This is a genomic window from Arenibacter nanhaiticus (assembly GCF_900141935.1).
In the GTDB taxonomy this organism is placed as follows: Bacteria; Bacteroidota; Bacteroidia; order Flavobacteriales; family Flavobacteriaceae; genus Arenibacter; species Arenibacter nanhaiticus.
Map to the genome: position 1 here is coordinate 1 of NZ_FQYX01000007.1, position 13,049 is coordinate 13,049.

Annotated in this window: 8 protein-coding genes; 5 read left to right on the forward strand and 3 right to left on the reverse strand. The window is 39.3% G+C overall.

Going from position 1 to position 13,049, the window contains the following annotated elements:
* Positions 1–680 precede the first annotated feature (680 nt).
* Positions 681–1,319, forward strand: a complete 639-nt coding sequence (locus tag BUA16_RS06050) for a hypothetical protein (RefSeq protein WP_072763818.1) — start codon at positions 681–683, stop codon at positions 1,317–1,319.
* A 360-nt stretch (positions 1,320–1,679) separates the two neighbouring features.
* Here BUA16_RS06050 and BUA16_RS06055 read toward each other — a convergent pair whose 3' ends face one another.
* From BUA16_RS06055 to BUA16_RS06065, 3 genes are all read right to left on the reverse strand, one after another.
* Positions 1,680–3,146, reverse strand: coding sequence for a glutamate synthase subunit beta (locus BUA16_RS06055; RefSeq protein WP_072763820.1), 1,467 nt, complete (start codon positions 3,144–3,146; stop codon positions 1,680–1,682).
* A 7-nt stretch (positions 3,147–3,153) separates the two neighbouring features.
* On the reverse strand, positions 3,154–7,662 hold the full coding sequence (gene gltB / locus BUA16_RS06060; RefSeq protein ID WP_072763821.1) for a glutamate synthase large subunit: 4,509 nt from the start codon (positions 7,660–7,662) through the stop codon (positions 3,154–3,156).
* A 311-nt stretch (positions 7,663–7,973) separates the two neighbouring features.
* Positions 7,974–9,116 (reverse strand): acyl-CoA dehydrogenase, encoded by a 1,143-nt coding sequence (locus BUA16_RS06065; protein ID WP_072763823.1) that lies wholly within the window; start codon positions 9,114–9,116, stop codon positions 7,974–7,976.
* 245 nt (positions 9,117–9,361) lie between these two features.
* Between BUA16_RS06065 and BUA16_RS06070 the strand changes: the two genes are divergently transcribed.
* The 4 genes from BUA16_RS06070 to BUA16_RS06085 all read left to right on the forward strand — a co-directional run bounded on the left by BUA16_RS06070 (position 9,362) and on the right by BUA16_RS06085 (position 12,939).
* The gene (locus tag BUA16_RS06070; RefSeq protein ID WP_072763824.1) at positions 9,362–10,588 is read left to right on the forward strand and encodes a Glu/Leu/Phe/Val dehydrogenase dimerization domain-containing protein; all 1,227 of its coding nucleotides are present in this window, start codon (positions 9,362–9,364) and stop codon (positions 10,586–10,588) included.
* A 362-nt stretch (positions 10,589–10,950) separates the two neighbouring features.
* Complete coding sequence (locus BUA16_RS06075) at positions 10,951–11,643, forward strand: MotA/TolQ/ExbB proton channel family protein (protein WP_072763826.1); 693 nt, start codon at positions 10,951–10,953, stop codon at positions 11,641–11,643.
* A 10-nt stretch (positions 11,644–11,653) separates the two neighbouring features.
* Positions 11,654–12,040, forward strand: a complete 387-nt coding sequence (locus BUA16_RS06080; RefSeq protein ID WP_072763827.1) for an ExbD/TolR family protein — start codon at positions 11,654–11,656, stop codon at positions 12,038–12,040.
* Entirely contained in the window at positions 12,040–12,939 is a 900-nt protein-coding gene (locus BUA16_RS06085) for an energy transducer TonB (RefSeq protein ID WP_072763828.1), read from the forward strand. The genes BUA16_RS06080 and BUA16_RS06085 overlap by 1 nt, the downstream gene beginning before the upstream one ends.
* The last annotated feature ends 110 nt before the right edge of the window (positions 12,940–13,049 follow it).

Genomic DNA, 13,049 nt, shown 5'->3' on the forward strand with positions numbered 1-13,049 from the left:
CAGCTGGCCCCTTACTCCAAATGCTGCTGTGCGGTCCTCTATTTTCTTTTCTCTTTGAACTTCCCTATCATATGACTAAAAATGTATTTGTTCAATATTAACCAAAAGTCAAATTGACCGGTAGTCCCGCAACATGCGGGGGAGGTACTGATTACTGTTCACCGTTCACCGATTATTTTTTCCACATTGTTTATTGCTAATTGTTAACTGTTAACTGAAATCCTCGCGTTAGGGATTGCAGCGGCATCCTTTTTTAGAGGGCCACGGGACCTTTAAAAAAGATAGAGCGGAAAGCCTGACCGACGAAGGAGGGAACGCCCAAAACGGTCTATTGCTGCTTCCCTATAAATATCTTTCCTTGTAATATGACCAAAGTTTTATTTAGTAGCTAATACCTATTGCCTTTTTCTAACCGCTACGAGATATAACACAGGTCCTTGGATGTTTTCAGATTCTTTCCCGGAGGATTAGCACAGCATGCTTTAGAAGTATAATATGTACTAAATTAAAAATAAGGTGATTATATCTGTTACAAAGAGAATAGTTTAATTAACACATAAAAACAATACTTAAAGTAGGAAAAAACAACTTTAAAATATTATTTTTGGACTCAACAAATTATTAATAGGAAAAACATTGGCTTCTAGTGAAAATAGTTGCTGGGAGGAACATTAACAAGCATGGTTAAAAACTTTATAGTATTTCTTTTACTTTTATTCATCACTTTATCGAATGCGCAAAATTACAAAGCTAATTATGCTATTGAAGATTACGATACATGGGGAACGGTACAATTGAAAGATAGCTTTGGCGACGAATCTGATGAAACCATTTGTACGTATTTAACCAAGGGAACGTACATAGATATTAAAGGTGAGTACGAAAGCATGGAAGTGATGGCTTTGGTTGATTTGAAGCGAAAGCAGCTGGCCGTAAATATTTATAATGGGTGTAACGAACTGATTAAAAATATAAATTTTGATGGAAAGGTTTTAATAAAGGATATGGGAAGTAATGATATTGATCATTACCTTTTTAAAGGAACAGATTGGACTTCGAATACTTTGATGGCACCTATTACAGAGGGGAAATACAGGGCTATCCCTGTAAAATATCTATTAGACGGTAATGGCCAGGTGGTAAAGTTTAAAATGGAGCATAGTACGGAGGGGCCAAAGAAATATTTAGGAGAGTATAATTTCAGTATTTTGGCTTGGGATGATACTTTTAGAAACTACCTAGAGGAAGGCCTATATAAAGAGGAAAAAAAGGAAAAGAATATTGGCAATCCACGGTTTATGGGAGAGGCTTCTAGATAAGGTATTAGCCGATCCTGATGATCGATTGTATATCGTTCCTATTTATATTTAGCATTTCATATCTCTGTAGGTCGGTTTTTTTGATAGTTCAAGGGCGTCAGTTGTCTAATATGTCTTTATTTGAAGGTTATTAATGACCTTTTAAGGGGTTTTTACTTAAAATACCGATATTGCCTAGCTCTATAGAACTAGAAGAGTGCACTTCGTTGAAAGGCTTATAAGCTTAAAAAGAGCAATCAATTGTCTTTGCGAATAATGGCTTAACGATTAAAATAAGTTGAATGCTTTGTGTGTTCTTTAAAAATAAAGGGCTGTCCTTGTACAAGAACAGCCCTTTAAATATATAGAAAGTTTTGAACCTTAAATCCTAGGCAAATCTCCTTCTCCTTTTAATGGTAAATTAGAAGATCCCATTAAATATGCATCCACGTGATGGGCTGCTTGTCTTCCTTCGGAAATGGCCCAAACGATTAGGGACTGTCCTCTTCGCTGATCTCCTGCGGCAAATACTCCAGGGACATTGGTTTTATAATCGCTTTCAGATGCCTGTATGTTGGTTCTTGGGTCTGCTTCAATGCCTAATTGCTCGGCAACGGTCATTTCTGAACCTGTAAATCCTAAGGCCAACAGAGCCAATTCGCATTTCCATTCTTTTTCCGTACCTGGAACTTCTTGTAGCCTAGGACGTTTTCCGGTTTCTATGATCCATTCTACCTCAGTGGTAACAAGTCCGGTTAAGTTTCCGTTTTTGTCACCTGTAAATTTTTTGGTTGAAATACTAAAAAATCGTTCAGCTCCTTCTTTGTGCGAGGTACTGGTGCGCAAGCGCATTGGCCAAAATGGCCATGGTTGGTCATCGGGGCGATCAACGGTTCCCTTGGGCATGATCTCAAAATTAGTAACCGAGGTTGCGCCATGTCTAATGGAGGTTCCGATACAATCCGATCCGGTATCTCCACCACCAATAACGATGACATCTTTATCGGTAGCTTTTATTTCTTCGCCCAAGTCGGTAATTCCATCGACACGTTTATTGTTTTGTTTTAAAAAGTCCATGGCTTGTACCACACCTTTTAAATCGGAGCCTTCAATCGGTAAATTTCTTCGGACCGTTGCACCTCCACAAAGGACAATCGCATCGTATTCTTTTTTAAGGTCTTCTGCAGAAATATCCGTTCCTACTTCTACACCTGTTTTGAATTGGATGCCTTCTTCTTCTAAAATTCGAAGCCTTCTGTCAATAACCGATTTATCCAACTTAAAATCAGGAATCCCATATCGTAAAAGTCCACCTATTTTTTGATCTCTTTCAAAAACGGTTACCAGATGACCAGCCCTATTTAATTGTTGGGCAGTGGCAAGTCCGGCTGGACCAGAGCCTATAACGGCTACTGTTTTCTCGGTTCTTTTTACTGGTGATTGGGCTTTTACCCATCCTTGTGAAAAGGCAGTTTCTGCTATATTTTTTTCTATATTTTCTATAGAGACCGGGTTTTCATTGATTCCCAATACACAAGCTTCCTCACAGGGTGCAGGACAAAGCCTTCCTGTAAATTCAGGAAAATTATTGGTAGAATGTAATATTTGCGCCGCCATTTCCCATTTTCCTCGGTAAACCGCGTCGTTAAAATCGGGGATCAGGTTCCCCAATGGACAACCACTATGACAAAAAGGAATGCCGCAGTCCATACAACGAGCACCTTGCTCTTTAAGTTCCTTTTCTTTCATAGGAAGGGTAAACTCCTTATAGTGTTTAACCCTATCTTCCACGGGAGCGTATTCTTCTACCTTTCTATCGAATTCCAAAAATCCTGTTATCTTTCCCATATTTCGATTATATAGTTTCTAGTTTTTCTTTTTCTAGGCGGATTAAAGCCTGCTTGTATTCTTCTGGGAATACCTTTACGAACTTAGTAAGGCAATCTTCCCAATTTTCCAATATGCGTTGGGCTATTGGACTTAGTGTGGCATTGTAATGATTTTCAATAAGACCTTTTAATTCCGCAATGTCATTGTCGTCATCTAATGGCAATAAATTTAACTCGGGTGACTTACAATTTTTGTGGAAGGTCTTTTTCTCGTCAAAAATATAGGCTATACCACCGCTCATTCCTGCACCGAAGTTTCTTCCTACTTCTCCAAGGATAACCGCGATACCACCAGTCATATATTCACAGCCGTGATCGCCAATACCTTCAACAACGGCTTTGGCTCCAGAGTTTCTGACACAGAATCTTTCTCCGGCCTTACCATTAATATAGGCCTCTCCGTTGGTGGCCCCGTAAAGGGTAACATTCCCGGTAATGACATTTTCTTCTGGTTTTAAGGTAGACTTATAAGGAACCTTAATGATTAGTTTGGCGCCCGACAAACCTTTTCCTAGGTAGTCATTGGTATTTCCATTAACAACCATGGTGAGTCCTTTGGTTGCAAAGGCTCCAAAACTTTGTCCGGCCGAACCTGTGAAATTAAGTTTTAAAGTGTTTTCTGGTAAACCTTCGGCACCGTAAATTTTTGAAATTTCATTACTGGTAATTGCCCCAACAGCTCTATCGGTGTTTTTAATAGGGAAATCTAAATTTGTTTTTTCCTTTCTAAATAAGGCAGGATGTGCTTTCTCAATGATTTCAAATTCAATTGACTTCTCTATATCGTGTTGTTGCTTTTGTGTATTGTAAAACTTGGTACCTTTAGGCACGTCTATTTCATGTAAAATAGGGGTTAAATCTATTCCGGCTGCTTTGTAATGCTCCAAGGCTTTTTTACGATCTAATTTTTGGACTTGTCCCACCATTTCTTGGATGGTCCTAAATCCTAATTGCGCCATGATTTCCCTAAGTTCTTGGGCGACGAAATACATATAGTTAACTACGTGCTCGGGCTTTCCATTGAATTTTTTCCTTAATTCCGGATTCTGTGTTGCAATTCCGACCGGACAGGTATTTAAATGACAAACGCGCATCATAATACATCCGGAAGCTACCAATGGAGCTGTCGCAAATCCAAATTCTTCTGCCCCTAGCAAACAAGCGATGGCTACATCTCTACCAGTTTTTAATTGTCCGTCACATTCTAGAACCACTCTATTTCTCAGGTCGTTCATCACCAAGGTTTGCTGTGCTTCAGCGATTCCCAATTCCCAAGGCAAACCTGCGTGTTTTAGGGAGGTTAGCGGCGATGCTCCAGTTCCTCCATCGTGTCCGGAGATTAAGATAACATCGGCCTTTGCCTTAGAAACACCGGCGGCTACGGTACCAACACCTACTTCGGAAACCAATTTGACGTTGATTCGGGCCTTTCTGTTGGCCGATTTTAAATCGTATATTAATTGTGATAAATCTTCAATGGAATAAATATCATGATGTGGTGGGGGCGAAATTAATCCTACATAAGGTGTAGAATTTCTTGTTTTAGCGATTGCAGGATCTACTTTTGCTCCCGGTAATTGTCCACCTTCCCCAGGTTTTGCTCCCTGGGCCATTTTAATTTGGATTTCTTTGGCACTGGTCAGATAGTTGGAGGTAACTCCGAACCTACCAGAGGCTACCTGTTTTATGGCACTGTTTTTCCAGTCGCCGCTTTGGTTTTTGTAAAAGCGTTCGGCGTCTTCTCCTCCTTCGCCAGAATTACTCTTACCGCCAATACGGTTCATGGCGACCGCTAAATTCTCATGGGCCTCCTTACTGATGGAACCATAGGACATGGCGCCAGTTTTAAAGCGTTTTACTATTTCGGTCCACGGTTCTACCTCTTCCAATGGAATAGGATCAAAATTGGAAAATTCGAACAACCCTCGAATGGTCATGAGGTCTTTTGTCTGCTCATTCACCATTTGAGAAAATTCCTTATAAGACTCTGGTTCGTTGTTTCTTACCGATTTTTGTAGTTTGGCGATGCTCAATGGGTTGAATAAATGTTTTTCCCCATCCCTTCTCCAGCGGTACTGTCCGCCTATTTCTAAATCTAGGCTAGCGGCAACTTCTTGTGTTTTAAAGGCTTTATGGTGTCTTTTTGCGATTTCTTTCTCAATTTCGTACAAACCAATTCCTTGTATTCTGGTAGGAGTGTTCGGGAAATATTTATCTACGGTTTTGGTATTGATTCCGATACATTCGAATAACTGGGACCCCCTATAAGAATTAAGGGTAGAAATACCTATTTTATTCATGATCTTAAGAATTCCTTTACCTACTGCTTTGTTGTAGTTCTTAATGGCTTCTTCAAAGGTATATTCCGTAATATCGAGGGCAGAAATTTGTTCGGCGATAATTTCATTCACCATATAAGGGTTAATGGCACTGGCCCCAAATCCGAACAATAAGGCAAAATGGTGAACCTCTCTAGGTTCAGCAGATTCTATGATGATACTTAGTTTAGATCTTTTTCCCAATCGCTGTAAACCACTATTAACAAAAGAACAGGCTAGTAAGGCGGGAATAGGTGCGTTTTGAAGATTTACATTCCTGTCGGATAGTATAATGATGTTGGTGCCTTCGTCGATGGCTTTTTCGGCCTGCTCTAAAAGTGATTCCAAGGCATTTTCCAATCCGTTATGTCCCTTTTCTATTTCGTATAGCATAGGAATAGAGACAACCTTATAATCTGGACTTGCGTCGTAATTTTTTATCTTGTCCAAATCCTCCTTGGAAATAACAGGATTTTGGATCTTTAATTTTTTACAGTGATATTCAGATTGTTCAAAAATATTTTGATCACTTCCCAGGGTTAAGCTAATATCGGTAATAAGCTCTTCGCGAATACCGTCCAATGGTGGATTGGTAACTTGAGCAAAGAGTTGCTTAAAATAATTATAGATTAATTGAGGACGCTCTGATAATATAGCGATAGGGGTATCCGATCCCATAGAACCTAGAGGTTCCTTGGCAGTTTTTCCCATCGGAAGAATGATAGTATTGATATCTTCTTGGGTATATCCAAAAATAGCTTTCCGCTTTTGTACGCTTTCCTCGTTTAAAAATAAAGGACAGTCATTATAAGGTATATCTTTTAGATGTACCAAGTTTTTGTCTAACCACTGTTTGTATGGGTGTCGGTGAGCTATTTCTTCCTTGATTTCCTCATCATTGACAATACGGCCTTCTTCCATATTTACCAAGAACATTTTTCCTGGTTCCAGTCTACCGTGCATTTCGATGTTCTCTGGTTCTAGTTGAACCACTCCTACTTCAGACGACATAATTACGTATCCATCTTTTGTAACGGAGTATCTAGAAGGTCTTAGGCCGTTTCTGTCCAATACTGCACCAATATAATTTCCGTCCGTAAAAGGGATAGAAGCCGGACCATCCCAAGGCTCCATCATACAAGAGTTGTATTCGTAAAAAGCTCTCTTGGCTTCGGACATCTCCTCGTTTTTTTCCCAAGCTTCAGGAACCAATATCATCATCACTTCAGGAAGCGATCTTCCTGTCATCAATAATAGTTCTACCACCATATCCATAGTAGCTGAATCCGATTTTCCTGGAAGGATGATAGGGAGTATATTTTTTATTTCATCACCAAACAGTTCACTTTCCATTAATTCCTGTCTAGAAAGCATTCTGCTGACATTTCCTCTAAGGGTGTTTATTTCACCATTATGGCACATGTAGCGGAAGGGCTGTGCTAAATCCCAGGTAGGGAAGGTGTTGGTAGAAAAACGTTGATGAACCAAGGCTAATCGGGTAACTACTCTAGGATCCATAAGATCTTGGTAGTATAAACTTATATCCTCGGGCATTAAAAGACCTTTGAAAATAATTATTTTGGTCGATAAACTAGGAACGTAGAAGAACTTGCTTTCAGACAGTTTTGAGCTGTTGACGGTATGTTCGGTAACTTTTCTAGCAATAAATAATTTTAGGTTAAAATTAAAAAAATCCTGATCGCTATTTTCTTTGGCTACGAATAATTGCTTTACAAAAGGTTCTGTTTCTGTTGCAATCCTTCCTGGTACGGATCGGTTTACAGGAACGTCTCTCCAGCCTAATAATTTTAAGCCTTGTTTTTTAATGTTTTCTTCAAAAACATCTATACAGTAATTTCTTTGGTTTTCCTTCTGTGGCAAAAATATATTTCCAACAGCATATTCGCCAGGTTCAGGAAGCTCAAAGTCGCAAACCTCCTGAAAAAAGGCATGAGGAATGTCAATTAGAATTCCAGCTCCATCTCCAGTTTTACCGTCAGAACTGACTGCTCCCCTGTGTTCTAATTTTTCTAATATCTCTAAAGCCTTATGGATAATATCGTTAGACTTTTTACCTTTTAGGCTACATATAAATCCTGCTCCACAGTTATCATGTTCAAATTCCGGTAGGTATAACCCTTGTTTTTTCAGCATCATAGATTAACGTATTTCTTCAAAAATACGGAATTTCATGAATTAAAATCAGTGTATACGCGTAAACCGTATAAAAAATTCAGCGTTTTCAATTATAGCTTACCTAAAATGCATATATTAGATTTTTGAGCTCATATATTATGATTATGATAATTTAAGATTTCGTTAAGAGAGGTGTTCGCTCTTTTATAGTTTGTCCTCATTCAGTTTTATGGGGAATTAAAAGTTTGCTTCCCGACATTAAGGAGCAGCCATGGGTAAATGAATCGCCACTCCTGAATTTGGGTTATAAATTTATAGCGGTATGTTCAATGCTAATTTTTTAAGATACTTCTCGAGATGACAATTTTTTGAATCTCTGAAGTACCTTCGTATATCTGGGTAATTTTGGCATCTCTCATATGACGTTCTACGTGGTAATCTTTAACAAAGCCATTTCCGCCATGAATTTGTACTGCTTCTGTAGCGGTATCCATCGCTACTTGTGAAGCGTATAGTTTAGCCATGGCTCCAGAGAGGTCGTAATCATTGCCCTGATCTTTGTCCCAAGCGGCTTTGTATACCAACTGGCGTGCTGCTTCGATTTGGGTATGCATATCGGCAAGTTTAAAGGCGATCGCTTGATGGTTCATAATTTCCGTACCAAAAGCTTTTCGTTCTTTTGAGTATTTTTTAGCCAATTCATAGGCACCGGCAGCTATTCCGAGCGCTTGGGCGGCAATCCCAATTCTTCCGCCCGCTAAAGTTTTCATCGCAAACTTAAATCCGAAACCATCTTCGCCTATCCTATTTTCTTTAGGGACCTTTACATCATTAAAAATTAACGAATGGGTATCGCTTCCGCGTATTCCGAGTTTGTTTTCTTTAGGCCCTATTTCAAACCCGGGCATATCCTTGGTCATTATAAGGGCATTTATTCCTTTGTGGCCTTTAGAAATATCGGTTTGTGCTATTACAAGGTATGTCTCGGCAGAATTGCCGTTGGTAATCCAGTTCTTGGTACCGTTTACGATATAATGATCGCCTTTGTCCAAGGCAGTGGTTTTTTGTGAGGTGGCATCACTGCCGGCCTCGGGTTCCGAAAGACAAAACGCCCCTATACTCTTACCGCTGGCCAAAGGGATTAAATATTTTTCCTTTTGGGCTTCTGAAGCAAAATGTTCCAGTCCCCAACATACCAATGAATTATTGACAGATACAATAACAGAAGCGGAAGCATCTACCTTGGAGAGCTCTTCCATAACTATTACATAGGATATAGTGTCTAGTCCACTGCCGCCGTATTTAGGATCAACCATCATCCCAAGGAACCCTAATTCCCCCATTTTCCTCACCTCTTCGGTTGGAAATTTTTGGGCGTCATCTCTTTCGATAACTCCAGGGAGTAGTTCGTTTTGGGCAAAATCCCTTGCGGCTTGGCGTATCATTAGTTGTTCTTCTGTTAGGGAAAAATTCATAGTATATAAAAGTTTAAGTGGTTTGTATCAAATATAAGGGTATACATTGAAATAATTATGATTAAGAAAAACTATAAATCCTAATCTATATTTATATATTTGTTTGTCGAAATCCTTTTTTATTGAAGATTAAATTACAATTATGAGACAACATTAGCTTCGGTAGTAGCAATGAATTCCGAGAATAGCTGGCAAGTGAAATTTTGCCTATAATTGTATTATAATCAAATAATTAAACCATTACAATGAAAAAGTTACTTCAGATATACGAGAACAAGGCTCCTGAGATTGTTTTTAATTGGAAGGATCCTGAAACCGAAGCAGAGGGTTGGACCGTCATAAATTCGCTTCGCGGCGGTGCGGCAGGAGGAGGTACTCGTATGCGAGAGGGGTTGGACATGAATGAGGTCCTGTCCTTGGCCAAAACAATGGAGGTGAAGTTTACGGTTTCCGGCCCGCCGATTGGAGGGGCGAAATCTGGAATTAATTTCAATCCTAATGATCCTCGTAAAAGCGGTGTTCTAAAAAGATGGTATCATGCCGTGGCCCCATTGTTAAAAAGCTATTATGGAACCGGAGGCGATTTAAATGTCGATGAAATTCACGAAGTTATCCCTATTACGGAAGATGCAGGGGTTTGGCATCCGCAAGAGGGGGTTTTTAACGGACATTTTAAGCCCACAGAGGCCGATAAAATAAATAGGATCGGTCAATTGAGACTAGGAGTTATAAAGGTGTTGGAGAGTAATAAGTATTCTCCTTCTACCCAAAAAAAATATACGGTGGCCGATATGATTACCGGTTTTGGGGTAGCCGAAGCCGTGAAACATTTTTACGATATACACTCGGGTTCTGTGGTAGGAAAGCGTGCTATTGTACAAGGTTTTGGTAATGTGGGTGCTGCTGCGGCCTTTTATTTGTCCCAAATGGGGGCTAAGATCGTTGGGATTATCGATAGGGATGGTGGCGTAATTAAGGAAGAAGGGTTTTCTTTTGAAGAAATCACCACCTTTTACCTAAATAAAAAAGGGAATACTCTTGTAGCCAAGGATCTGATTCCTTTTAATGAAATAAATGAAAGAATATGGCGTTTGCCTGCAGAAATATTTGCACCATGTGCGGCTTCTAGGTTGGTGACCAAGGAACAGGTTTCTGAAATGATCGATACAGGTTTGGAAGTTATAACATGCGGCGCTAATGTTCCGTTTGCGGATAAGGAAATATTCTTTGGGCCTATTATGGAATATACCGACGAAAGGCTGAGTTTGATTCCCGATTTTATTTCGAATTGTGGAATGGCACGTGTCTTTGCCTATTTTATGGAAGGAAGGGTTGCCATGGACGATGAAAAAATTTTTAACGATACTTCTCAAACGATAAGAGAGGCATTATTGAATATTTATAAAAATAATAGTACCAAACGTAATATTAGTAAAACAGGCTTTGAAATAGCACTCAAGCAGTTAATTTAGTATTCGATAATCGTAGAAACTTTTTTGTTTTTAGGTATTGGTTCCGCAGTGATAGATAATGTACCTTTGGTGTTGGCAAGAAGGGAAATGCTGTCTGAAGGAGTGGATGTTGCTGTTTGGGATTTCAGTGCTTCTTAAGCAGGAATAAGAGGTGTAATGTTGATTGTTGGTTCTGCTGTTGGGGTGGTATTAACAAGAATGTAAAAATAGATATTTTCTAATATCTTAAGGAATTGGCATGGTTGGTTTTTGCCGTTTTTTGGCGGGTTCCCTTGCTTTTGTGCTCATTAGAAAATTTGTGTTAAACACATAATATAAATCGGGTAAAACCGTTAATAAGGCAACTTTAATAAAGTAAATATATGTTATTGTTTCAAGGCCTCACTCAGGAGGCAGGTATTGAGGAAGTACTGTCTGAAGAAAAGACACTTTCGGTAATTGATTTAATAGTTAATGGTGGAACAGGAAGTATTCTGATCATCACCGTATTGTTTGTAATGCTCTTTGTGGCGTTGTATATTTATTTTGAACGGATTTTTGCCATCAAGGCGGCCTCTCAGATCGATAGCAATTTTATGAACCAAATACGAGATCATATTACTAATGGAAAGCTAGAGGCGGCAAAATTGTTATGCGCTCAGACCGATTCGCCAGTGGCGAGGTTAACGGCCAAGGGAGTTTCTAGAATAGGGAAGCCTTTAGACGATATTAATACGGCTATAGAAAATGCCGGTACCTTGGAGGTGTATAAACTAGAGAAAAACGTTAGTGTTTTAGCAACCGTAGCCGGTGCTGCCCCTATGATTGGATTTTTAGGAACCGTTATTGGTATGATTTTGGCTTTCCATGAAATGGCCTCCAGTGGTGGTCAGGCAGAGATGGGGTTACTGGCATCGGGTATTTATACGGCCATGACAACTACGGTGGCTGGTCTTGTAGTCGGTATTATTGCGTATATAGGGTATAACCATTTGGTAAATAGAACAGATAAGGTAATTCACAAAATGGAAGCTACTGCAGTGGAGTTTTTGGACTTGTTGAACGAACCGCTATAGTGGATATAATATGAAACTAAAAGGAAGAAATAAGGTTAGCCCAGATTTTAGCATGTCGTCTATGACCGACATTGTATTCTTGTTGCTTGTTTTTTTTATGTTGACCTCCAATTCTCCCAACGCTTTAGATCTATTGTTGCCAAAAGCAAAGGGGAAATCGACCAATACACAAAATGTATCGGTAAGTATTAACGAGAAATTGGAGTATTTTGTCAATAAGGATAAGATAAATGGAGAATATTTAGAAATAGAATTAAAAAAGGCACTAAAAGGACAAGAGAAACCTACCATTATTCTAAGAGCATCGGAGAGTATAGCATTAAAAGAGGCCGTGAATGTTATGGATATTGCTAATAGGAATAATTATAAAGTAATTTTGGCCGTGCGACCTAACTAATGTCATTATTAGATACCCCTTACAAGAAAAAATCCTTTACCCTTACAACTTTGTTGTTAAGTGTGCTGTTGCTATTGCTTTTTTATGTGGGACTCAGTTATATGGACCCACCGATAGAAAAGGGTATTTCTATTAATTTTGGAACTACCGAATTTGGAAGTGGAAGGGTGCAGCCTAAAGAAAAGATAAAATCCGAACCTGTAAATACACCGCCAAAAGAAACTGCCGTTCAAGAAACGAAAGTAGAAAAGGTAGTAGAAAAAATTCCTGAAGAAAAGATAGCGAAAGATGCCCCTACGGAAAAACTGTTGACGCAAGAAAATGAGGAGTCTGTGCTTATAAAACAACAGCAAGAAGAGAAACGAAAAGCCGAGGAAGCAGTTAATAAGGCAAAGGCCCAGGCCGAAAAGCTGGCCCAAGAAAAAAAGGCTGCAGAAGAAAAATTAAAAAAGGAACAAGAGGCTAAAAAGAGCAAGCTCGATGCCTTGATAGGAGGTATTAATAAGGCCGAAGGAACTACAGCCGGTGGCGAAGGAGACGATAAACGGGCCGGTGACAAAGGGAGACAAGACGGAGATCCGTATGCTACCAGTTATTACGGAGCCCCAGGCACGGGTAGTGGATCGGCAGGTTATGGTCTCAGTGGTAGGTCCTTGGTCAATAAGGGCAAGGTGGTACAGGAGTGCAACGAAGAAGGTAGGGTAGTAGTGAAAATTATAGTCGATAAAAACGGTAATGTGGTAAGTGCAGTGCCAGGAATGAAAGGGACTACCAATAACCATCCTTGTTTGTTGGAGCCCGCAAAGAAAACAGCCTTTTTACATAAGTGGAATTTGGATACCAATGCGCCTAACCAACAGGTAGGATTTGTAGTGGTGAATTTTAAACTTGGAGAATAAATTCTTTCTATACATTTTTTAAAGCAGTATACTACACACAAGTACTTAGTTCTCTATACCCAAAAACAAGAGGGTTAAATGAGATAATATTTTTAATTCTAAAAAAAAAA

Excerpts from the sequence above, each read along its gene's own strand:
- BUA16_RS06050 (WP_072763818.1), top strand. The coding sequence starts at position 681 with ATGGTTAAAAACTTTATAGTATTTCTTTTACTTTTATTCATCACTTTA.
- BUA16_RS06055 (WP_072763820.1), bottom strand. The coding sequence starts at position 3,146 with ATGGGAAAGATAACAGGATTTTTGGAATTCGATAGAAAGGTAGAAGAA.
- gltB (WP_072763821.1), bottom strand. The coding sequence starts at position 7,662 with ATGATGCTGAAAAAACAAGGGTTATACCTACCGGAATTTGAACATGAT.
- BUA16_RS06065 (WP_072763823.1), bottom strand. The coding sequence starts at position 9,116 with ATGAATTTTTCCCTAACAGAAGAACAACTAATGATACGCCAAGCCGCA.
- BUA16_RS06070 (WP_072763824.1), top strand. The coding sequence starts at position 9,362 with ATGAAAAAGTTACTTCAGATATACGAGAACAAGGCTCCTGAGATTGTT.
- BUA16_RS06075 (WP_072763826.1), top strand. The coding sequence starts at position 10,951 with ATGTTATTGTTTCAAGGCCTCACTCAGGAGGCAGGTATTGAGGAAGTA.
- BUA16_RS06080 (WP_072763827.1), top strand. The coding sequence starts at position 11,654 with ATGAAACTAAAAGGAAGAAATAAGGTTAGCCCAGATTTTAGCATGTCG.
- BUA16_RS06085 (WP_072763828.1), top strand. The coding sequence starts at position 12,040 with ATGTCATTATTAGATACCCCTTACAAGAAAAAATCCTTTACCCTTACA.